The sequence below is a fragment of the Neoroseomonas alkaliterrae genome (assembly GCF_014199195.1).
GTDB lineage: Bacteria > Pseudomonadota > Alphaproteobacteria > Acetobacterales > Acetobacteraceae > Neoroseomonas > Neoroseomonas alkaliterrae.
Genome location: NZ_JACIJE010000006.1, coordinates 47,020 through 67,406, shown reverse-complemented (window position 1 = coordinate 67,406; position 20,387 = coordinate 47,020). Strand labels below are relative to the sequence as shown.

The window sequence follows — 20,387 nt, the reverse complement described above, 5'->3', positions numbered from 1 at the left end:
GTCAGCGCCCCTCGAAGCGCGGCGGGCGCTTCTCGCGGAAGGCCGCCACGCCTTCCTTGAAATCAGCCGAGTTGCGGATCGCCGCCATGCGCTGGCCATGGATCGCCATCTGCTCGGAGGGCCCGCGCGGGATGATCTCCTCGGTCACCATGCGCTTGATCTCGTGCAGCACCAGCGGCGCCATGCCCGCGAGCTCGCCCGCCCATTCGCGGGCCTTGGCGAGCGCCTCGCCCTCCGGCACCACCTCGTTCACCAGCCCGATGCGCTCGGCGCGCTGCGCGTCCACCGTGCGGCAGAGCAGCGCGATCTCCATCGCGACCTTGTGCGGGATGCGCGAGACGAGACCCGCGATCATGCCGCCCGTCAGGCCCAGCTTCGCCTCGGGGTAGTAGAATTTCGCGCCCGCGCCGCAGACCATCAGGTCGCACATCATCGCGAGCACGATGCCGCCACCGACGCACCAGCCCTCCACCGCGCAGATCACCGGCTTGAGCGGGCGGTAGCCCACGGTCGGGATGGCGCGCCACAGCTCCGGCGGGTCCGCGACATCGGCGCCGAAGGTGAAGGCGCGGGTGCCCACGGCGGTGATGATGGCCACGCGCAGATCCTCGCGGCGCTCGAACTCCTGCATCACGGCCTGCACCTGCTCGGCCATCGGGCGGCTGATCGCATTGCCCTTGGCGGGGTTGTTGAGCGAGACGATGCGGATCGGACCTTCGTCCGTGACAGTCACCAGTTCCACGTCAGTTCACTCCTGCTCCGGTGCGGCGGATGATGTCGCCGAAGATGGCGCGGTCCCGCGCGATCCGGCTGGCGAAGGCCTCGCCCTTCTCGAAGGCCGGGCGCAGGCCGCCGATCGCCAGCGCCCGTGCCACGGCCTCCGATTTCAGCGCCTGTTCGAGGCTGTCGGCGATGCGCGCCTGGATGGCCGCCGGCGTTCCCGCCGGCGCGGCGATGCCGAACCAGGACATGGCTCCGCGCTCGGCGAGGCCCATCTCCATCAGCGTCGGCACGTCGGGGAATTCGGGGTGGCGCTGCTCGCCGAAGGTGGCGAGCGCGCGCAGGCGCCCCTCGCGCACCAAGGGCAGCGCCGCGGGGTCGCAGACCATCTGGATGTGGCCCGCCATGAGGTCGTTCACCGACAGCGCCGATCCGCGATAGGGCACGTGTTCCAGCCGGATGCCCGCGGCCATGCCGAATATCTCGCACTGCATCTGCGTGATCGTGCCGTTGCCGGCCGAGCCGAAGCGCACCTGCCCGGGATTCGCCTTCGCATGGTCCACCAGTTCGCGGATCGTGCGGACGGGAAGCCGGGCGGGATTGATGACGATGAAGGCGTCCGATGCCGCGACGCGCGCGATCGGCGCGAAGTCGCGGTCCACATCGTAGGGCGGGCGCATCATGTGCGGGCTGATGGTGAAGATCGCGGTGGGAAAGAGCAGCAGCATGTGCCCGTCCGGCCGCGCGCGCGAGACCACCTCCGCCCCGATCGTCCCGCCCGCCCCGCCGCGGTTCTCGATGACGATCGTCTCGCCGATCACCCGGCTCCATTCCTGCACGAGCGGGCGCGCGACGTTGTCCGTGCTGCCGCCGGGCGGATAGGGCACGAGCAGGACGACGGGCCGCTGCGGCCATGCGGCCTGGGCGCGCGCGAGGGCGGGGGCGAGCAGCGCGGCGCCGAACGGTGCCAGCGCGCGACGGGACAGGCTTGCGGTCATGACGCATCCTCCTCCGCGATGGTCGCGCGGGCATCCACGGCGATCGCCCCCTGCCCTTCCGCGCGCAGGATCAAGGGGTTCACGTCCAGCTCCGCGATGCGCGGGCCGAGATCGGCGGCGAGCCAGGACAGGCGGACCAGCGCATCGGCCGCGGCGGCGAGGTCGGCCGCGGGCCGCCCGCGCAGGCCGCGCAGCAGCGGCGCCATGCGCAGGCCCTCGATCAGCGCGCGGGCATCGCCGGCCGCAAGCGGCGCCGGCGCCATGCGGACATCCTGCAGGAACTCGACCAGGACGCCGCCGGCCCCGACCATGACCATCGGGCCGAACTGGGCATCGTGCATCGCGCCGAGGAACAGCTCCGCCTCGCCGCGCGCCATCTCCTGCACCACGCACCCCTCGCCCGCGCCGGGCGCGGCGCGATCGAGCGCCTGCGTCACCTCCGCGAAGGCCATGCGCAGCGCTTCCTCCTCCGCGAGGCCGAGCCGGACCAGGCCGAGGTCGCTCTTGTGCACGACCGCGCGGCTCACGCCCTTCAGCACCACCGGATAGCCGATGGCCCGCGCCGCCGCGGCGGCCGCGTCGGCATCCGCGACCGTCGCCTCGCGCGTCACCGGGATGCCATAGGCAGCCAGCAGGCGCTTCGCCTCGCCTTCGGTGAGAGGGCCGGCGGACAGCGCGGGCGGCGGGCCGGCACCTTCGGGCCGGGCGGGCATGGCGGCCTGCGCGCGGGCGCGGCCGGCGGCCTCGGCATCCAGCGCGCGCGCGACGGCGAGGGCATCGGCCATGCGGTCGTAGAAGGGGAAATCCGCGGCCCGCATCACCGCGCGCGAGGCGTCCCCGACCGCGCCCGCCGTCATGACATAGAGCAGCGGCTTGCCACCCTCGCGCGCCAGCGGCGGGAACAGCGCGGTGCGCCCGGCCATGTCGGGCTGCGTCGTCATCGGAACCGCGACGGCGCCGACATCCGGGTCGGCCATGAAGGCGCGGATGCAGGCCGCGAGCCCGTCCCCGCGCGTGCCTTCGTGGAAGGAGCCGGTATCCACCGGCAGCGCCACATGGCTCTCGGGCATCCAATCGCCGAGCACCGCGCACGTGGCCGGGGCCATCTCCGCGAGGCGCAGGCCGAAGGCCGGCATCATGTCCGCGAAGGTGACGGTGCTGCCGCCCGAGGAGGCGATCGGCGCGAGGCCGAGCCCCGCCGCCGGCCAGGGCGGCAGCCGGATCGCCGCATCGCAGGCGAGGATCATCGCCTGCGGGTCGTCCAGCACCACCGCGCCCGCCTCGCGGCAGATCGCCTCGAAGACCGGGAAGGCGCCGGCGAGGCTCGCGGTGTGCGAGCGCGCGGCCTTCGCACCCGCCTCGCTGCGCCCCGCCTTCACCGCGAAGACGGGCTTGCCCGCCACGCGCGCGGCCTTGAGCAGCGCGCGGAAGCGCGGCGCGTCGCGCAGCCCCTCGACATAGAGGCCGATGGTCCGGGTCGCCTCGTCCTCCAGCAGGTAGGCGAGGAAATCCTCGAGCGTCAGGTCCGCCTGGTTGCCCACCGAGATGCAACGCGAGAAGCGCGCGCCGTGGTGGCGGCCGAAGGAGAGCAGCGTGCCCATCAGCGCGCCGGACTGGCTGACCAGCCCGATGCCCCCCGGCGCGAAGTCCGGCTCCTCCAGGGCGAGGCTCGAGGACAGCATCGCCCGGTCCACCGGGTTGAAGATGCCGAGGCAGTTGGGCCCCAGGATGCGCATCCCCGCGCCGCGCGCCATCGCCACCACGCGATCCTGCAGCGCCGCCCCCTCCGGCCCGGCCTCGGCCAGCTTGCCGGTGATGACGATGCAGGCGCCGACCCCGGCCTTCGCGCAATCGGCGATCTGCGCCTCGAGCGTCGCGGCCGGCACGGCGAGGATGGCGACATCCGGCGCGAGAGGCGCATCGCTCACGCGCGGCCAGGCCGGCAGGCCGCGGATGGTCGCACGGTTCGGGTTGATCGGCAGCAGCGTGCCGGGGAAGCCGTGGCGGATCAGGTAGTGGATGACCCGCCCGCCGAACTTCCCGACATCCTCCGAGGCGCCGATGACCGCGACCGAGCGCGGCGCGACGATCCGCCCGATCGGCAGGGGCCGCGTGGGTGCCGCTTCCTCCAAGCCCGTCTCCTCCGCGGGGTGCGGAAGCAGGCTAGGGCAGGTTTCGCGCCGCGTCAGCCCACCGCCTCGGCGCGGAACCCGTCGCCCCAGCGCGCCAGCCGCGCGCGCGAGGGCGAGGGGAAATGCGCGAAGCACATCAGCGTGCGCGCCTCGCAGGCGCATTCCAGGACCCGCCTGCGTGTCTTCGCGGCCAGCGCCGGGTCCCAGTCGGCCCGCATCGAGAGTTCGGGGTAGCGCGCCTGCAGGGGTGAATGGATCAGGTCGCCGGTGAACAGCGCCTCGGCATCGCCGCGCCCGACCCGCAGCGCGACATGATGGGGCGTGTGGCCGGGCGTGGGTTCGAGGCGGATGTCGTCGCCGATGGCGTGGTCGTCGGCCACCAGATCCGCCCGCCCGGCCTCGACCACCGGCAGCACGGAATCGGCGAAGGGCGGCACCGGGGCCTTGGCGTTCTCGGCCTTCCAGTGCGCGAACTCGGCGGCGGAGAAGACGTAGCGCGCCTTCGGGAAGGTCGGCACCCAGCGCCCGTTCTCGAGCCGCGTGTTCCAGCCGACATGGTCCACATGCATGTGCGTGCACATCACCACGTCGATGTCGTCCACGCGCAGGCCCAGCGACGCGAGGCCGCGCATGTAGGCCTCCCCGCGAAGCCGGTTCCAGAAGGGATGGGAGGGCCGGTCCTTGTCGTTGCCGACGCAGGTGTCCACCAGGATGGTGTGGTGGCGCGTCCGCAGCACCCAGGACTGGATGCAGAGGCTCAGCTTGCCGGTCGCGGGGTCAAGCGCGGCCGGCTCGAGCCAGCCGCGGTTCTCCTCCAGCACCTCCTTCGTCAGCGTCGGGAAGAAGGTCAGCGGATCGAACAGCGGCCCTTCCTGCTCAATGATGCGCTGGACGGTGATGTCGCCAAGCCTGAAGCCGTCCGTCATGGAACCCCACCTCCCTGTTGCCTCAGCGCGCGTCGCTGTCGCGCGGGGCGCGCAGCAGGACCACGCCGACGACGAGCGCCGGCAGCCCGCAGGCCGCGAAGCCGAGCCCGTGGCTGCCCGTGGCCACCAGCGTGCCGGAATAGACGAGCGGCAGCAGCAGCCCGCCCATCTGTCCGAAGGACAGCACGCCCCCGGTCGCCGAGCCGCGCTGCCCCGCGGGCGCCAGCCGCGCCGCCTCGGAGAGCAGCACCCCGTGCCAGGACATGACGGTGGCGCTCAGCACGACTGCCAGCACGCCGATCAGCGCGAGCGGCCAGGCCGGGCCGATCAGCGCCATGGCCGCGCTGCCCCCGGCCATGCCGAGCGCCAGCCAGCAGAGCACCGCCGCCGGCTCGGCATATCCGCTGCCGAGCCAGCCCCAGAAGATGCGGCCCGGCACGGCGATGACCATCGCCACCGAGAACACGAAGCCCGCGGCGACAAGCCCATGGCCAAGCTCGGTCAGCACCACGACGAAATAGGAGGTGAACACCGTCTGCAGCCCGTTGAAGGCGAAGCAGGCGAAGGCGAGGCGCCGCAGATGCGCCTCCCCGGTCACGCCCGTCACTGTCGTCAGGAAGTCCGATGCGTGGAAGGACCGGCTCGGCTCGCGGTCGGCGTCGAACTCGCCGCGCAGCGGTTCGAGCATGGCGGCGAAGGCGATGCAGGCCAGCCCCGCGGCGATCATCGCGCCACGCCAGCCGGTCAGGCCCGTCAGCCAGGGCCCGAGGATGCCCGCCGCGAGCAGCCCGGCCGGAACGGCGGTCTGCTTGATGGAGAAGACAAGCGGCGCCTGGCGCGGCGGCGAATAGCGCCCGAGCAGATGCGAGCTCGCCGGCGTGGACATCGCCGCCGCCCCGCCGCCGATCACGCCCGAGACGAGCAGCAGCCCGACCGGCCCGATGGTGGCCAGGACCAGCCCGATGCCAAGCAGCACCAGCGCGACCTGGCTCATGCGCATCGCCCCGTAGCGCAGGATGAAGCTGCCGCAGCCGAGCTGGAAGATTAGGGCCGAGAGCGCCGCGAGCGCGACATAGACGCCGAGCCAGGCCGGATCGAGCGCGAGGTCCGAGAGGATGGCCGGGGCGATGATCGGCGGCAGCGATCGGCCGAGCGTCGCGAAGGCCTGCTGCAGGAACATCGCCACCAGGACGATCACCAGCAGTCGCGTTGATCGGTCGGGTGGCATCGCGCTCCGTGCTGGCCTCGGCGGCGCGCTGCCGCGCCGCACGGTGAGGATAGGACGGCCCGGCCGGAGCACGAAACCCCACCGGGGCTCGCGCGCCGCGGCCCGCCGGCGGCCGCGGCGCGATCAGAGGTTGCGGCGCGCGGCCCGCAGCGTCGGCAGCCCGATCCCCGCCGCCTCGAAGCCGCCATCCACGGCGATGACCTGGCCCGTGAGGTAGGAGGCGCGCGGGCTGCAGAGGAACACGATCGTCTCGGCGAGTTCCTCCTCGAGCCCGTAGCGGTTCAGCGGGATGCTGTCGTGGTAGTCGCGGCGGATCTCGGGCGTGTGCACCGCCTTGGCCATGGCCGTGTCCACCGGGCCTGGCGCGACCGCATTGACGCGGATGCCGAGCGCGGCGAGCTCGACCGCCTGCTGCTTCGTCAGATGCGCGAGCGCCGCCTTGGAGGTGCCATAGGCGACGCGCAGCGTCGAGGCGCGCAGGCCGGAGATCGAGGTGACGTTCACCACCGCGCCGCCGCCGGTCTCGGCCATCAGCGGCGCGGCCGCCTGGGTGGCGAGGAACGGCCCGGTGAGGTTGACCGCGAGGACGCGGTTCCATTCCTCCTCGGTCGTCTCAAGGATCGGCTTGAACACCGCGGTCCCGGCATTGTTCACGAGCGCATCGAGCCGCCCGAAATGCGCCGCCGCCTGCCGCACCGCCGCCACCACGCCGGGCCCGTCGGCCACGTCGCAGTGCAGCGCCAGCGTCTCCTGCGGCCGCGCCAGCGTCGCCATGGCGCCGCCGAGCAGGCTGGCGTCGATGTCGAGCAGCGCCACGCGCCACGACTCGTCGAGGAACCGGCGCGTGACGGCGAGGCCGATGCCGCGCCCGGCACCGGTCACGAGGGCGACCGGGCGGGTCATGAGCGGCCCGGCGGCGCCGGGATGGAAGGCTTCGTCATCGGCATCTCCCCCGCGCGCGGTAACCGCGCGGGGCGATCATTCCATGCCGGGCGGTGTGCCGAAAGATCGCCCGGCATGGATCGCGGCACGGGAGGGCGCGCGCCGCGAACCGGGCGGAGGGCGCGAACCTCTCGCCCGGCCGGTGCCCTCAGTGGCGCGGCGTCGCCGACAGCAGCGCCGTCACGGCGTGCAGGATGCGCACCGCCTCGACCTGCCCGGCCTCGTGGGCCGCGGCGAGGATCCGCTCGATGGCCGCCGTCGCCGCGGTGATCGGATCGGTGGCCGAGAATGGCTCTTCCCGGTCCGGCCGTAGTATCGCCGCCATCCGGAACGGCTCGCTGACCTGGTTCATGCATCGATCCCCTATGCATCGTCCAAATGACCGGTCCGGAGGGAAGTCCGGGCCGCGCCGGGTTCCGTCAACGGACCATCCCCAGGCCCGTCACGTCTCCGTCAACCCTTCCGGGACGCGCTTTGACAATTACCGGCTTCCCGCCAAGCCGCTCGCGAAATCGCCGTGAGTGTCGCGTTAACAGCCCCGGCGCGAGGCGAGCGTCGCAACCGATAAGCCTTGCTGCTCCGCAGGACTTGCAACCGCCGCGCGAGCGCGGTTGATCCCATGGGAGGGAGTGGGTAGCCCTGACCCATGCCCACCACCGACGCCCCTGACGCGGAAGCCACCGCCGCATGGCACGCCCTTCCTGCAGCGGAGGCGCTTGCGGCCACCGGCTCGCGCCCGGAAGGCCTGACGGGCGCCGAGGCGGCCGAGCGCCTCAAGCGCCACGGGCGGAACCGCCTGCCGGAACCGCCCCGGCCCGGCCCGCTCGCCCGCTTCCTCGCGCAGTTCCGCAACCTGCTGATCTACGTGCTGCTGGTCGCCGCCGCGGTCAGCCTCGCGCTCGGCCATCCGCTCGACGCGGCGGTCATCCTCGCGGTGGTGCTGCTGAACGCGATCGTCGGCTTCGTCCAGGAAGGCAGGGCGGAGCAGGCGCTGGCCGCGATCCGCGACATGCTCGCCCCGCGCGCCGTCGTGCTGCGCGACGGGCGCCGCATGGAGATCGAGGCGTCCCTTCTCGTGCCGGGCGACGTGGTGCTGCTCGAGGCCGGGGACCGCGTGCCGGCCGACCTGCGCCTGCTCGCCGCCAACGGCTTGCGCGCCGAGGAGGCGATCCTGACGGGGGAGTCGGTCCCGGCCGACAAATCCGCCGAACCGGTGGAGCCCGATGCCCCGCTCGGCGACCGGACCTGCCTGCTGTTCTCCGGAACAATGATCGTGGCGGGGCAGGGCCGGGGCGTGGTGGTCGCGACCGGCGGCGCGACCGAGATCGGCAAGGTCAGCGCCATGCTGGCCGATGTCCAGACGCTGGAGACGCCGCTGCTGCGCCAGATGCATGCCTTCGCGCGGCTGCTGACGGTGGTGATCCTGGCCGTCTCGGCGCTCGTCTTCGGCATCGCCCTGCTGCAGGGCCGCCCAGCGGACGAGAGCTTCATGGCCGTGGTCGGCCTCGCCGTCGCCGCCATCCCCGAGGGCCTGCCGGCGGTGCTGACCATCACGCTCGCCATCGGCGTCCGGCGCATGGCGGCGCGCAACGCCATCATCCGCCGCCTGCCGGCGGTCGAGACGCTCGGCGCGGTGGGCGTGATCTGCTCGGACAAGACCGGCACCTTCACGCGCAACGAGATGGTGGCCGGGGCCGTGCTCACCACGGCCGGCCGGCTCGCCATCGAAGGCGAGGGCTACGGGCCGCAGGCCCGCATCGCCGGCGCGGCGGGCGGCGAGCCTGAGCCCGGGGCCGCCGCGCTGCTGCGCCGCCTCGCCCGCGCCGGCGCGCTCTGCAACGACGCCGAGCTGAAGCAGGCCGAGGACGGCCAGTGGCAGGTGCTGGGCGACCCGATGGAGGGCGCGCTGCTCGCGCTCGGCGCCCGTGCCGGGATCGCGGCGGATGCCCCGCGGCTCGACGCCATTCCCTTCGATTCCCGCCATCGCTGGATGGCGACGCTGCATGCCGACGGGGAAGGTGGCCGCCTCGTCGCGGCGAAGGGCGCGCCCGAGGCCCTTCTCGCCCTCTGCGCGAGCGAAGCCACGGCGGAGGGCGAGCGCCCCCTCGACGCCGCCGCCTGGGACCGCGGCGCGCACGAACTCGCCGGCGCCGGCTTCCGTGTGCTTGCCATCGCCGAGGCGCGGCTGCCGGCCGATGGCGCCATCGCGCTCGATGCCATGCCGCCGCTGACGCTGCTCGGCCTCGTCGGCCTCGTGGATCCGCCGCGGCCGGAGGCGATCGAGGCGGTCGCCGAATGCGCCAGGGCCGGGATCGCGGTGAAGATGATCACCGGCGACCATCCCGGCACCGCCCGCGCCATCGGCGGCCAGCTCGGCCTGCGGCGGACCGAGCGCGCGATGACGGGCCATGACCTCGAGGCGCTCGACGACGCGGCGCTGCGCGAAGCGGCACGCGGCACCGACATCTTCGCGCGCACCAGCCCCGAGCAGAAGCTGCGTCTCGTCACCGCGCTGCAGGCGGAGGGCGCCATCGTCGCCATGACCGGAGACGGGGTGAACGACGCGCCGGCGCTCAAGCGCGCCGATGTCGGCGTCGCGATGGGCCGCAAGGGCACCGAGGCGGCGAAGGAGGCCGCCGACATGGTGCTGGCCGACGACAACTTCGCCTCGATCGCCGCCGCCGTGCGGGAGGGCCGCACCGTCCACGACAACCTGCAGAAGGTGATCGCCTGGACGCTGCCGACGAATGGCGGGCAGTCGCTCGTGGTGATCGCGGCGATCATGCTCGGGCTCGCGCTGCCGGTCTCCCCGGTGCAGATCCTCTGGGTCAACCTGGTCTGCTCGGTCGCGCTCGGCATGACGCTCGCCTTCGAGCCGCCGGAGCGCGACGTGATGGCGCGGCCGCCAAGGCCGGCCGAGGCCTCGCTGCTGCCGGGCATCCTGGTCTGGCGCGTGGTCTTCGTCTCGGTGGTCATGGCGGCGCTGGCCTTCGCGCTCGACCTCTGGGGCGCGTCGCGCGGGCTCGGCATGGCCGAGACGCGGACCATCGTGGTGAACGCGATGGTCGCGATGGGCGTCGGCTACCTCTTCGCCGCGCGGCAGTCGCGCGGCACCGGCTTCTCGGCGGAGGGCTTCCGCGGCACGCCGGCCGTCTGGATCGGCATCGCGAGTGTCGCGGTGGCCCAGGCGCTGCTCACCTGGGCGCCGCCGATGAACCGGGTCTTCGGCACGGCGCCGATGGGCCTTGCGGAAGCCATCGCCTGCATCGGCTCCGGCGCGGCGCTGCTCGTGCTCGTGGAGGCCGAGAAGGCGGTGATGCGACGGCTCGCCGGCCGCGGCAGGCAGCAGGGCCTCGCCTAGCGAGGTGCCGCACGGGGGACGGAACAACCCCCGCGCCCGGACCGCCGCCTGGCTTGCGGCGGACATCTCGTCCGCGCCACATCGGCACGCGCGGCCGCGGCGCCGGGAAACCGTCCGGCCCGGCGGCGCTTGTCCGTGGACAGCGTGGCCACGATACTCGCGCCAGGTCAGGCCGGGAGGATGCCGCCATGCCGATGCAACGCCGCGGGCTGATCGCCGCGGGCCTGGGTCTCGCCGCAGGTCCGGCGCTCGCACAGGGGAACATCCACCCGCATCACGCCGGGCAGTTCGAGCGGCTGAACCAGCCGGGCCGGATGGACCTCCCGGATCTGCACCACGCCCATGCGGTCACGGACAGCCCGGCCCCGCGGGCGGCGAGGCAGGGCGCATGGCGGGCACTCGCGCCCCTGCCTGTGCCGCGGACCGAGATGGCCTGGGCCGTCGAGTATCGCGGCCGCATGCATCTCGTGGGCGGCTATGCCGAGCAGCGGGTGGACCGCCCCTACCACCACGCCTACGACCCGCGCAGCGACAGTTGGGCCGAATTGCCGCCGCTGCCGCGGGGGGCGAACCATGTTGGCGTCGCGACGCTCGGCGAGCGCCTCTATGCCTTCGGCGGCTTCATCGAGCAGAACCGCACGCCGCATGACGGCGCCTACGCCTTCGACGGCGAACGCTGGCACACGCTGCGGCGCCTGCCGGAAGCCTGCGGCGCCATGGCCTGCATCGCGCTCGGCGACCGGATCCACATCATCGGCGGCGCGATCGGCTCGGAGAACCGGCGCTCGGTGGATTGGCACCTCGTCTATGATCCGCGCGAGGACCGCTACAGCCGCCGGCAGCCGATGCCGCTCGGCCGGGACCATGCCGGGATCGTCGCGGTGGGGGGCGCGATCCATGTGATCGCGGGGCGCGTGGACACCTTCCACACCAATTCGAACCTGCACCACAGCTACGACCCGCGCGGCGACGCCTGGACCTTCCGCGCGCCGATCCCGACCGCGCGATCGGGCCATGGCTGCGTCTGGTATCGCGACCGCATCTTCTGCATGGGCGGCGAGGGCACCAACCGAGTCTATGGCCAGAACGAGGCCTACGACCCGGCGACGAACCGCTGGGAATCCTACGCGCCGATGATGACCCCGCGCCATGGCATGGGCGCCGTGGTCATCGGCGACGCCGTCTATGTCGCCGGCGGCGGCCCGCAGATGGGCGGCGGCGTGAAGAGCGCGATCAACGAGGCCTTCACGCTGGCGTAGCGGTCCCGCCGCACGGCGCCGGCGAGCGGTGAGCCCTTGTCGGCCGCGAATGGCGCCCGGTTTCGCGCGCGCCCGCCACACCGGCGCCGCGCATCTTGGCGGCGTCTCGCTTGGGATGGCGCTTGGCCGTCACGGGCGGAGGGTCCGACCGGTGAGCCGACCTGTCGCCGCTCAGAAAACAGGCTCCTCCCATCCAGGCGGGCGGCTTCCGGTTTCCCGGCCATCCCGCCGGACGGGCTACCTTGCAGCTGCCGGTGGGATCCGCGACGGCGGACAGGGCGCCTCTTGCCGCGCTCGGGCGACCTGCCCTCAGCGCCGGCCACCCACGCGCGCGAAGACCGCCGAGCCCGCGGTCGCGCGCGAACCTGCTTGCGGCGCGGATGGCGCCGCGCGGAGCGGCGGCTCATGCCCGATCGCCTTGGCGAGGCACTCCACGATCGCCTCGGCGCGGGCATCGGCCAGGGTGTAGAGCACCGTCCGCCCTTCGCGGCGCGAGACGAGCAGCCCGGCCTCGCGCAGTTCGGCCAGGTGCTGGGAGAGGTTCGGCTGACGGATGCGGAGCTCGGCCTCGAGATCGGCCACCGAGACCTCGCCGGCGCCGATCCGCAGGACGAGGCCGAGCCGCGCCTCGTTGCCCAGCAGGCGCAGCATCTTCGCCGCCTCGGGCAGGCGCATCGCGGGCGGACGGCGCGCCGTCATGGCCGGCGCCTCCGTTCGCGGCCCGGCGTCGGCATGGGCATGGGGCGCAACAGCCAGCCGGCGCGCTTCGTGCCATCCGCCACGATCTGCTCGATGGATGTGGGGGGCGGCTGCAGCAGCGCCTCGCCCGGCTCCCAGCCTTCGGGGGCGAGACCGCCGAGCCGGTCGGCCTCGCGCAGGGCGGTGACGAGGCGCAGATGCTCCAGCGCATTGCGGCCCGCCGCGACGGGATAGCAGGTGGTCGCGCGGACGATGCCGGCCGGGTCGATGACGATGCTGGCCCGCACCGTGGCGGAGTCGCGCGCGTCGCCGTGGATCATGCCGTAGGCGCGGGCGACTGCCATGGTCGGATCCTCGACGATCGGGAAGGGCACGACCACGCCCGTCTCCTCGGCGATGGCCTGCACCCAGGCGAAATGCGCGTAGAGGCTGTCCACCGAAACCGCGAGGATGTCGCACTCCTGCGCCTGGAACTGCGGATAGAGGCGGCTGAAGGCGACGAATTCGCTCGTGCAGACCGGGGTGAAATCGGCGGGATGGGAGAGGAACAGCAGCCAGCGGCCGCGATAGCTCTCGAGCGACCGCTCGCCCATCGTCGTCCGGGCGGTGAAGAGGGGCGCGGGATCGCCGATGAGGATGGGCCGGTCGCTCTCGGGCGCGGCGGGAATCGTCATGACGGGTCCTGTAGGCCTCGATTAGTCGCCCTGACAAGATGAGGACGCCCGCCCCGGAACGAGTGCGCGCAAGATCGCATGGATGGGAGGAGCGCGGCTTGATTCATGTCAAAACCGGCCGATCCCCCCAGGGTCCGAAGAGGCTTGCATTCGAGGATGCCACGCGGCACACTCGCAACTATAGAAAATTCACTAAGCGAGCGCCTTTTATTGAGCGTGGGCGGCGGCAGCAGTCCCCTGCCCCGCCGGGCCGGCGGCGCCGCACCTGGAGAGGAGACGGGCATGAGCCGAGACCGCCTGAGCCGCCGCGACGGGCTGGCCCTTGCCGCGGGCCTTGTCGGGCTGTCGCTGCTGCCGCGCGCGGCCGCCGCCGAGATGCCGGCTGCCGCCCGCGCCGCGCTGGACCGCGTGCTGGCGGGCCGGGCGGCGGAGGAGGGCGGCATCACGCTCCGCCTGCCCGCGATCGCCGAGAACGGCAATTCCGTGCCCATGGCCGTGATCGTGGACAGCCCCATGACGGCGGCCGACCACATCCGCACCATCCATGTCTTCGCCGACCGCAACCCGACGCCCGAGGTGGCGCTGTTCCGCCTCACGCCCGCGATGGGCCGCGCGCAGGTCGAGACGCGCATCCGCCTCGGCGAGACGCAGGACGTGATCGCGGTGGCCGAGACCTCGACCGGGCGGCTGATGATCGGCCGGGCCGAGGTGAAGGTCACCATCGGCGGCTGCGGCGGCTGAGAGCGAGGAGGAACGCAGATGTCCGCACCCATGGGCCAGCCCCGCCTGCGCCTGCCGCAGCAGATCCGTACCGGCGAGATCATCGAGATCCGCACCCTGATCTCCCACATCATGGAGACCGGCCAGCGGCGCAATGCCGAAGGGCAGATCGTGCCCCGCGACATCATCAAGAGCTTCGTCTGCCGCTTCGACGGGCAGGAGGTCTTCTCGATGGAACTCGCGCCCGCCATCGCCGCCAATCCCTACATCGCCTTCCCTCTCAAGGTTGAGGGACCGGGCACGCTCGAACTCGTCTGGACCAACGACGCCGGCGAGGAGCGCCGCGCCACCGCCCAGCTCCGGCCGGCCTGACGCGGCCGCCGCCCGGCCGATGATCACCCGGCGCGACCTCGCCGCCGCCGTGCTGGCGCTCGCCGCAGCGGGCCGTGGCGCGGCGGCGCAGTCGCTGCCGAGCCAGGAGGAGCTGCTCCGCTTCCAGTCGCTCGGCCAGGTGACGCTCCTGCACCTGACGGATCTGCACGCGCAGCTCCCGCCGATGCATTTCCGCGAGCCGGGAACCAATGTCGGCGTCGGCGAGTCGCACGGCCGGCCGCCGCACCTGACCGGCGAGGCGCTGCTCGCCGAATTCGGCATCCCGCGCGGCAGCGCCATGGCGCATGCGCTGGCCGATCTCGACTTCGAAAGCCTCGCCGCCCGCTTCGGGCCGATGGGCGGGGTGGACCGGCTCGCCACGCTGATCGCCGCGATCCGCGCCGAACGCCCGGGCCGCGTGCTGCTGCTCGACGGCGGGGACACGCTGCAGGGCTCCTGGACCGCGCTGCAGACCAAGGGCGCGGACATGATCGAGGTGCTGGCCCATCTTGGCGCCGAGGCAACAACGGGGCATTTCGAGTTCACCTACGGCGCCGAGCGGGTGAAGGAGATCGTCGCCGCCCTGCCCTGCCCGCTGCTCGCCGGCAATGTCCAGGACAGCGAATGGGAGGAGGACGTCTTCGAGCACACGAAGATGTTCGAGCGCGGCGGCGTGAAGGTGGCGGTGATCGGCCAGGCCTTCCCCTACACGCCGATCGCCAATCCGCGCTGGCTGATCCCGGACTGGCGCTTCGGCATCAAGGAGGAGAAGCTCGCCGAGCGTGTGCGCGCCGCACGCGAGGACGGCGCGCGGCTCGTCGTGCTGCTCTCGCACAACGGCTTCGGCGTGGACCGTAAGCTGGCCACTCGGGTTCCGGGCATTGACGTGATCCTGACCGGGCATACGCATGACGCGCTGCCGGTGCCGGTGCAGGTGGGCCGGACGCTGCTGATCGCCTCGGGCTGTCATGGCAAGTTCCTCGGCCGGCTCGATCTTGATGTGGGGCCGGAAGGCGTGCGCGGATTCCGCCATGCCCTCATCCCTGTCTTCGCCCGCGCGATCAGGCCCGAGCCGGAGGCGGCGGCGATGGTCGCGCGGCTGCGCGCGCCCTTCGCGGCGGAACTCGAACGGCCGGTGGCGCACGCAGAGACCACGCTGTGGCGGCGCGGCAATGTTGCGGGCACGATGGATGCGGTGATCTGCGCCGCGCTGCAGGCCGAGCGCGATGCGGAGATCGCGCTCTCGCCCGCCTTCCGCTGGGGCTATGCGATCCCAGCCGGCAGCACGGTGACGGCGGAGGACATCTGGGCGCACACCGCCATCACCTATCCCCAGGCCTGGCGGCAGGAGATGACTGGCGCGCAGATCCGCGCGCTGCTCGAGGATGTGGCGGACAACCTCTTCAACCCCGATCCCTACTACCAGCAGGGCGGCGACATGGTCCGCAGCGCGGGGCTCTCCTACACGCTCGATGTCGCGGCCCCGGCCGGGCGGCGCATCCAGGACCTGACGCTGAGCCGCACCGGCGCGCCGCTCGATCCGACGCGGCGCTATGTCGTCGCGGGCTGGGGTTCGGTGGCGGAGAATGTCGAGGGCCCGCCGGTCTGGGAGCTGATCTTCCGCCATCTGGCCGCGACACCCGTGCTGCGCCCGGCCCCGCCCGCGGAGGTGCGGCTGCGCGAGGGCTGAGGCGCTCGGCTGGCCCGAGACCCTGTCAGCCGCGCGGCAGGCGCGCGACCAGCGCCTCGGCGCGCGGCCAGAAGAAGATGTCCCCGCCATAGCCCTGGATGCGCCCGATCTCGGCGCCGTCGGCGACCAGCACGAAGGTCGGCGTCACCTGCCAGTCGCGCAGGAAGGCGAGCGGTGCGGGCAGCCCGCGCGCCACATCCACGCGCCATAGCGGCGCGCGGCGGCCGGGTTCGGAGAGGTTCCAGGCACGCTCGCCGATCTCCGCGAGCCAGCGCCGGCAGGGCGCGCAATCGGCGCGTTCCAGCATGACCATGCGCGGTGCCGCGGCCGCGCGGGCCGCGGCGGGGGCGAGAAGCAGCGATCCCGCGCCGGCAAGCAGCGCGCGGCGGCGGTGCCTATCGCGATGCACCGGTCGCCTGCTGGAGATAGGCGATGAGGTCGGCGATCTGCTGCTCGTTGCGCAGCCCTGCGAAGGCCATCGAACCGCCGGGCACCGCCTCGCGCGGGTTGCGCAGGTAGGGCGCGAGCGTCTCGGGGGTCCAGACCAGCCCGGCCTCGCCGCGCGCCTTCATCGCGGCGGAGTAGCGGAAGCCCTCGATGCTGCCGGCGGTGCGGCCGAAGATGCCATGCAGGTTCGGCCCGACGCCGTTGCGCCCGCCCTGCTCGACGGTGTGGCAGGCGCGGCACTGGTTGAAGACGCGCTGCCCGGCCGCGGCATCCGCCGCAAGGGCCGGCGCGGCGCCGGCCAGCGGCACGACGAGCGCGAGAGCGAGGCGAAGGGACATGGACGAACCTCCCGGCGGGATATGCGTGGCTGGAGGAAACGCGGACGCCCGGTGGAAATCAAGAGGCATATGGACTTGGGCTAAGCGATATGCACTAATTCAGAAACCAAGAAGTGGGAGGAAACCGGGATGGTCTTGAGAATCGGCGCCATCGCCCTGATGGCGGCCCTTGCGGCGCCGGCCGCCGCGCAACCCCAACCCGCCACGCTGCTCGCCGGCGCCTGCCAGGGCTGCCATGGCGTCACCGGCGCCGGCGCGCAGGGCATCCCGGCCATCGCGCAGACCATGACGCGGGCCGAGTTCGTCGCCGCCATGCAGGAGTTCCGCGCCAATCGCCGCGAGGCGACGGTGATGGGCCGCATCGCCCGCGGCTACACCGACGCGGAATTCGCGGCACTGGCCGCCCATTACGGCCGCTGAGGAGGCGCGCGATGACCCTCTCCCGACGCACCCTGGTCGGCGCCGCCGCGGCGCTGCCGCTGCTGCCGCGCACCGCCGGCGCCCAGGCCCGGCCCCGCATCGTCATCCTCGGCGGCGGATTCGGCGGCGCCTCCGCCGCGCGATTCGCGCGTGACCATTTCCCCGATCTCGACATCACGCTCATCGAGCGCTCGCGCCGCTTCACCACCTGCCCCTATGGCAACCTCGTGCTTGCCGGCCGCAAGCGGATCGACGACATCACCTTCGGCTACGAGCGCCTCGCCGCGCGCGGCGTGCGCGTGGTCCATGCCGAGGCGGCGGCGGTGGATGCCGAGGGGCGCGCGGTGCGCCTCGCCGATGGCAGCCGCATCCCCTACGACAGGCTCATCATGTCCCCGGGCATCGACCTGCGCTGGGGCGCGATCGAGGGCTACGACCAGGCCGCGAGCGCGCGCATGCCGCATGGCTGGATCCCGTCCCTGCAGCCGATCACCGTGCTCGCGGAGCAGCTCCGCGCCATGCGCCAGGGCGGCGTCTTCGTCATGGCGATCCCGGACAACCCGTTCCGCTGCCCGCCCGGCCCCTACGAGCGCATCTCGATGGTCGCGGACTACCTCAAGCGCCACAATCCGCGTGCCAAGATCCTCGCGCTCGACGCCAAGAACGGCTTCTCGAAGCAGCCGCTGTTCCAGGATGCCTGGGCCGAGCTCTATCCGGGCATGATCGAGTGGCGCGGCGCCTCCTCCGACGGGCGGGTGACGCGCGTGGACGTGGCCAACATGACCGTCGAGACCGAGTTCGGCGAGAAGGTCCGCGGCGACGTGATCAACGTCATCCCGCCGCAATACGCTGCGGCGATCGCCCGCAATGCCGGCCTTGCGGCCGATTCCGGCTGGTGCCCGATCAAGCCCGAGAGCTTCGAGAGCGCGCGCGTGCCGAACATCCATGTCATCGGCGACGCGAGCATCGCGGTGCCGATGCCGAAATCCGGCTTCGCCGCCTCCTCGCACGCCAAGCAGGCGATCGCCGCAGCCGCCGCCCAGCTCTCGGGCCGGCCGGTGCCCGAGGCGGTCTATTTCAACACCTGCTACAGCCATGTCGGCGAGGATTACGGCATCTCGATCGTCGGCGTGTTCCGCGCCCAGGGTGGGCGGCTGATCGAGGTGGAAGGCTCGGGCGGCATCAGCCCGCGCAATGCGGCGCTGCCGGAAGGCCGCCGCGCCGAGCATCGCCGGCTCGAGGCCCTCTACGCCGATGGCTGGTACGAGAGCATCACGCGCGAAATGTTCGCGCTGAGCTGACCCGGCGCGACGGAGGACGCATGAGCGAGACGACGCGACAGGCCGCCTCCCGCCGGGGCCTCCTGCTCGCCGCGGCCGGGGCCGCGGCGGCGGGCGGCAGGCCGGTGGCGGCGGCTGGCAACCCCGAGAACCAGCCGCCCAACCTGCCGGAATGGGGCCGCAGCCTCGGCCCCGGCGTGATCGAGGAACCCTACGGCACGCGCTCGCGCCACGAGACGGCGGTGCGGCGCTACGTGCCCTGGCTGACGCCCGATCGCATCTCCTCCGTCTCATTCACGCCGCTGCACGAGATGCACGGCATCATCACCCCCTCGGGCCTGCATTTCGAACGCCACCATGGCGGCGTGCCGGATGTGGACCCCGAGGACTACCGGCTGATGATCCACGGCATGGTGGAGCGGCCGCTCGTCTTCACCCTGGCCGATCTCAAGCGACTGCCCGCGGTTTCGCGCATCCACTTCCTCGAATGCCCTGCCAATGGCGGGATGGAATGGCGCGGGTCGCAGATGTCGGGCGTGCAGTTCACGCACGGCATGCTCTCCTGCTCGGAATGGACGGGCGTGCCGCTGAAGCTGCTGCTGGCGCAGGCGGGGCTCAGGCCCGGGGCCTCCTGGCTGCTGGCCGAGGGCGGGGATGCGAGCCACCTCGCGCGCTCCATCCCGCTCGCCAAGGCGCTCGACGACGCCATCGTCGCCTATGGCCAGAACGGCGAGGCGGTGCGGCCGCAGCAGGGCTATCCGGTGCGCCTCGTGCTGCCCGGCTACGAGGGCAACATGTGGATCAAGTGGCTGCGCCGCATCGAGGTCGGCGACCGGCCCTGGTTCACGCGATGGGAAACCCGCACCTACACCGACCTGCTGCCGAGCGGCCTCGCGCGCCAATTCACCTTCGTCAACGAGGTCAACAGCGTCATCACCAGCCCCTGCCCGGAGAAGCCGCTGAATGGCCGCCCAGGCTTCGTGGAGATCAGCGGCCTCGCCTGGTCGGGGGCCGGCGCGATCCGGCGGGTGGATGTCTCGGTGGATGGCGGCGACAACTGGCGCACGGCGACGCTGCAGCCGCCCGTGCTCGACAAGGCCTGCACGCGCTTCTCCATCCCCTGGGAATGGCGCGAGGGGCAGCGGGCCTTCCTGCAGAGCCGCGCGATTGACGAGACGGGACGCGTGCAGCCTTCCATCCAGGCGCTGCGCGGCGTGCGCGGGGTGGAGAGCATCTACCACAGGAACGCGATCCAGACCTGGCTGGTCGAGCCGGACGGGACGGTGGTGAATGTCCAGATCGATGCGTAGGGCCTGCTTCCTTCTCGCCCTCGGCGCGGCGCTGGCCGGCGGCTATGCGCTGGCGCAGCAGGCCGGCCCGTCGGATGCGCGGCGCGCCCTCTACATGCCCTTCACCCCGCCGCCGGGCGAGCGCACCACGGCCGATGTCGCCTGGCCAGCGCCGGCGAGCATCAGCCTGCCCGCGCCGATTCCCGGCATTGGCCGCCCGGCCAGCGAGGCGGAGATCGCCGGCTGGGACATCGCGGTGGGCGGTGATGGCCGCCGCCTCCCGCCCGGCCGCGGCAGCGTGCGCGACGGCGAGGAGCTCTACCAGACCCACTGCGCCGCCTGTCATGGCGAGTTCGGCGAAGGGGTGGACCGCTGGCCCGCGCTGATGGGCGGGCGCGGCACGCTGAACACCGACCAGGCGCGGCGCACCGTCGGCTCCTTCTGGCAGCATGCGCCGGCGGTGTTCGACTACATCCGCCGCGCGATGCCCTATGCCGCGCCGCAGAGCCTCTCCAACGACGAGTACTACGCGATCACCGCCTATATCCTGCACCTGAACGAGCTGCTGCCCGAGGATGCGGAGGTGGATGCGGCGCGCCTGCGGGCGATCCGCATGCCCAATCGCGACGGCTTCATACTGGAGGCCCGACCCGACACCCCGGATGAGGCCTGCATGGCGGGCTGCCGCGCCGGCCGGCCGGTCCGCATCGAGGTGGACAGCCGCCAGTTCGTCCGGCCGGGCTCGCATTCCGGCTTCGCCGAACCGCAGTGAGGCGGTAGCGGTGCCACCGCCCGCCGGCGATGGAGAGTCTCTGATACCGAGCGGCTCGCGTCAGCGAGGGTGGTAGGCAGGCGAAGCGGCGGCTGGCCGGCCCCGACCGCCCTCCTGTCC

The 20,387-nt window shown here is 72.7% G+C and carries 20 protein-coding genes; 9 read left to right on the top strand and 11 right to left on the bottom strand.

Annotation, left to right across the window (positions count from 1 at the left end):
* Position 1: 1 nt before the first annotated feature.
* The 7 genes from FHS88_RS11585 to FHS88_RS11555 all read right to left on the bottom strand — a co-directional run bounded on the left by FHS88_RS11585 (position 2) and on the right by FHS88_RS11555 (position 7,298).
* Positions 2–742 carry an enoyl-CoA hydratase-related protein gene (locus FHS88_RS11585; RefSeq protein WP_184484753.1) on the bottom strand — a complete coding sequence of 247 codons (741 nt, stop codon included), beginning with the start codon at positions 740–742 and terminating at the stop codon, positions 2–4.
* Position 743: 1 nt separating this feature from the next.
* Complete coding sequence (locus tag FHS88_RS11580; protein WP_184484751.1) at positions 744–1,718, bottom strand: tripartite tricarboxylate transporter substrate binding protein; 975 nt, start codon at positions 1,716–1,718, stop codon at positions 744–746.
* Entirely contained in the window at positions 1,715–3,850 is a 2,136-nt protein-coding gene (locus FHS88_RS11575) for an acetate--CoA ligase family protein (protein ID WP_184484749.1), read from the bottom strand. Before FHS88_RS11575 ends, FHS88_RS11580 begins: the two co-directional genes overlap by 4 nt.
* A gap of 53 nt (positions 3,851–3,903) precedes the next feature.
* Entirely contained in the window at positions 3,904–4,776 is an 873-nt protein-coding gene (locus FHS88_RS11570) for an MBL fold metallo-hydrolase (protein ID WP_184484747.1), read from the bottom strand.
* A 22-nt stretch (positions 4,777–4,798) separates the two neighbouring features.
* On the bottom strand, positions 4,799–6,004 hold the full coding sequence (locus FHS88_RS11565; protein ID WP_184484745.1) for an MFS transporter: 1,206 nt from the start codon (positions 6,002–6,004) through the stop codon (positions 4,799–4,801).
* Positions 6,005–6,127: 123 nt separating this feature from the next.
* A complete protein-coding gene (locus FHS88_RS11560) occupies positions 6,128–6,907 on the bottom strand; it encodes an SDR family NAD(P)-dependent oxidoreductase (RefSeq protein WP_184484743.1) in 780 nt (259 codons plus the stop codon).
* A 187-nt stretch (positions 6,908–7,094) separates the two neighbouring features.
* Positions 7,095–7,298: a hypothetical protein gene (locus FHS88_RS11555; protein WP_184484741.1), complete on the bottom strand. Its 204-nt coding sequence runs from the start codon at positions 7,296–7,298 to the stop codon at positions 7,095–7,097.
* A 294-nt stretch (positions 7,299–7,592) separates the two neighbouring features.
* Here FHS88_RS11555 and FHS88_RS11550 point away from each other — a divergent pair, with 294 nt between their 5' ends.
* Both FHS88_RS11550 and FHS88_RS11545 read left to right on the top strand, forming a co-directional pair.
* On the top strand, positions 7,593–10,307 hold the full coding sequence (locus FHS88_RS11550) for a cation-translocating P-type ATPase (RefSeq protein ID WP_184484739.1): 2,715 nt from the start codon (positions 7,593–7,595) through the stop codon (positions 10,305–10,307).
* A gap of 188 nt (positions 10,308–10,495) precedes the next feature.
* Positions 10,496–11,566, top strand: coding sequence for a Kelch repeat-containing protein (locus FHS88_RS11545; protein ID WP_184484737.1), 1,071 nt, complete (start codon positions 10,496–10,498; stop codon positions 11,564–11,566).
* Positions 11,567–11,875: 309 nt separating this feature from the next.
* Here FHS88_RS11545 and FHS88_RS11540 read toward each other — a convergent pair whose 3' ends face one another.
* Together FHS88_RS11540 and FHS88_RS11535 are read right to left on the bottom strand one after the other, a co-directional pair.
* Positions 11,876–12,265 (bottom strand): ArsR/SmtB family transcription factor, encoded by a 390-nt coding sequence (locus FHS88_RS11540; protein ID WP_246419845.1) that lies wholly within the window; start codon positions 12,263–12,265, stop codon positions 11,876–11,878.
* The gene (locus FHS88_RS11535) at positions 12,262–12,939 is read right to left on the bottom strand and encodes a peroxiredoxin (RefSeq protein WP_184484735.1); all 678 of its coding nucleotides are present in this window, start codon (positions 12,937–12,939) and stop codon (positions 12,262–12,264) included. Before FHS88_RS11535 ends, FHS88_RS11540 begins: the two co-directional genes overlap by 4 nt.
* A gap of 282 nt (positions 12,940–13,221) precedes the next feature.
* Between FHS88_RS11535 and soxY the strand changes: the two genes are divergently transcribed.
* The 3 genes from soxY to soxB are packed head-to-tail and all read left to right on the top strand — an operon-like array spanning position 13,222 to position 15,721.
* A complete protein-coding gene (soxY, locus tag FHS88_RS11530; protein ID WP_184484733.1) occupies positions 13,222–13,680 on the top strand; it encodes a thiosulfate oxidation carrier protein SoxY in 459 nt (152 codons plus the stop codon).
* Between the two features lie 18 nt (positions 13,681–13,698).
* Complete coding sequence (gene soxZ, locus FHS88_RS11525) at positions 13,699–14,031, top strand: thiosulfate oxidation carrier complex protein SoxZ (RefSeq protein ID WP_184484731.1); 333 nt, start codon at positions 13,699–13,701, stop codon at positions 14,029–14,031.
* A gap of 19 nt (positions 14,032–14,050) precedes the next feature.
* On the top strand, positions 14,051–15,721 hold the full coding sequence (gene soxB / locus FHS88_RS11520; protein ID WP_184484729.1) for a thiosulfohydrolase SoxB: 1,671 nt from the start codon (positions 14,051–14,053) through the stop codon (positions 15,719–15,721).
* A gap of 25 nt (positions 15,722–15,746) precedes the next feature.
* On the opposite strand, the gene FHS88_RS11515 is transcribed toward soxB, so the two are convergent.
* A complete protein-coding gene (locus FHS88_RS11515; protein ID WP_211842239.1) occupies positions 15,747–16,130 on the bottom strand; it encodes a transcriptional regulator in 384 nt (127 codons plus the stop codon).
* Positions 16,117–16,506 carry a c-type cytochrome gene (locus tag FHS88_RS11510; protein WP_184484727.1) on the bottom strand — a complete coding sequence of 130 codons (390 nt, stop codon included), beginning with the start codon at positions 16,504–16,506 and terminating at the stop codon, positions 16,117–16,119. Before FHS88_RS11510 ends, FHS88_RS11515 begins: the two co-directional genes overlap by 14 nt.
* A 129-nt stretch (positions 16,507–16,635) precedes the next feature.
* Between FHS88_RS11510 and FHS88_RS11505 the strand changes: the two genes are divergently transcribed.
* Genes FHS88_RS11505 through FHS88_RS11490 form a run of 4 tightly spaced genes read left to right on the top strand, consistent with a single transcriptional unit; the run spans position 16,636 to position 20,267 of the window.
* Entirely contained in the window at positions 16,636–16,926 is a 291-nt protein-coding gene (locus FHS88_RS11505; RefSeq protein ID WP_184484725.1) for a c-type cytochrome, read from the top strand.
* An 11-nt stretch (positions 16,927–16,937) separates the two neighbouring features.
* Positions 16,938–18,227 carry an NAD(P)/FAD-dependent oxidoreductase gene (locus tag FHS88_RS11500; protein WP_184484723.1) on the top strand — a complete coding sequence of 430 codons (1,290 nt, stop codon included), beginning with the start codon at positions 16,938–16,940 and terminating at the stop codon, positions 18,225–18,227.
* Positions 18,228–18,247: 20 nt separating this feature from the next.
* The gene (soxC, locus tag FHS88_RS11495; protein ID WP_184484721.1) at positions 18,248–19,516 is read left to right on the top strand and encodes a sulfite dehydrogenase; all 1,269 of its coding nucleotides are present in this window, start codon (positions 18,248–18,250) and stop codon (positions 19,514–19,516) included.
* A complete protein-coding gene (locus FHS88_RS11490) occupies positions 19,509–20,267 on the top strand; it encodes a c-type cytochrome (protein ID WP_221244404.1) in 759 nt (252 codons plus the stop codon). Before soxC ends, FHS88_RS11490 begins: the two co-directional genes overlap by 8 nt.
* The last annotated feature ends 120 nt before the right edge of the window (positions 20,268–20,387 follow it).

Excerpts from the sequence above, each read along its gene's own strand:
- FHS88_RS11500 (WP_184484723.1), top strand. The coding sequence starts at position 16,938 with ATGACCCTCTCCCGACGCACCCTGGTCGGCGCCGCCGCGGCGCTGCCG.
- FHS88_RS11570 (WP_184484747.1), bottom strand. The coding sequence starts at position 4,776 with ATGACGGACGGCTTCAGGCTTGGCGACATCACCGTCCAGCGCATCATT.
- soxZ (WP_184484731.1), top strand. The coding sequence starts at position 13,699 with ATGTCCGCACCCATGGGCCAGCCCCGCCTGCGCCTGCCGCAGCAGATC.
- soxB (WP_184484729.1), top strand. The coding sequence starts at position 14,051 with ATGATCACCCGGCGCGACCTCGCCGCCGCCGTGCTGGCGCTCGCCGCA.
- FHS88_RS11505 (WP_184484725.1), top strand. The coding sequence starts at position 16,636 with ATGGTCTTGAGAATCGGCGCCATCGCCCTGATGGCGGCCCTTGCGGCG.
- soxY (WP_184484733.1), top strand. The coding sequence starts at position 13,222 with ATGAGCCGAGACCGCCTGAGCCGCCGCGACGGGCTGGCCCTTGCCGCG.
- FHS88_RS11580 (WP_184484751.1), bottom strand. The coding sequence starts at position 1,718 with ATGACCGCAAGCCTGTCCCGTCGCGCGCTGGCACCGTTCGGCGCCGCG.
- FHS88_RS11545 (WP_184484737.1), top strand. The coding sequence starts at position 10,496 with ATGCCGATGCAACGCCGCGGGCTGATCGCCGCGGGCCTGGGTCTCGCC.
- FHS88_RS11540 (WP_246419845.1), bottom strand. The coding sequence starts at position 12,265 with ATGACGGCGCGCCGTCCGCCCGCGATGCGCCTGCCCGAGGCGGCGAAG.
- FHS88_RS11555 (WP_184484741.1), bottom strand. The coding sequence starts at position 7,298 with ATGAACCAGGTCAGCGAGCCGTTCCGGATGGCGGCGATACTACGGCCG.
- FHS88_RS11510 (WP_184484727.1), bottom strand. The coding sequence starts at position 16,506 with ATGTCCCTTCGCCTCGCTCTCGCGCTCGTCGTGCCGCTGGCCGGCGCC.
- FHS88_RS11490 (WP_221244404.1), top strand. The coding sequence starts at position 19,509 with ATGCGTAGGGCCTGCTTCCTTCTCGCCCTCGGCGCGGCGCTGGCCGGC.
- FHS88_RS11550 (WP_184484739.1), top strand. The coding sequence starts at position 7,593 with ATGCCCACCACCGACGCCCCTGACGCGGAAGCCACCGCCGCATGGCAC.
- soxC (WP_184484721.1), top strand. The coding sequence starts at position 18,248 with ATGAGCGAGACGACGCGACAGGCCGCCTCCCGCCGGGGCCTCCTGCTC.
- FHS88_RS11535 (WP_184484735.1), bottom strand. The coding sequence starts at position 12,939 with ATGACGATTCCCGCCGCGCCCGAGAGCGACCGGCCCATCCTCATCGGC.
- FHS88_RS11565 (WP_184484745.1), bottom strand. The coding sequence starts at position 6,004 with ATGCCACCCGACCGATCAACGCGACTGCTGGTGATCGTCCTGGTGGCG.
- FHS88_RS11560 (WP_184484743.1), bottom strand. The coding sequence starts at position 6,907 with ATGACCCGCCCGGTCGCCCTCGTGACCGGTGCCGGGCGCGGCATCGGC.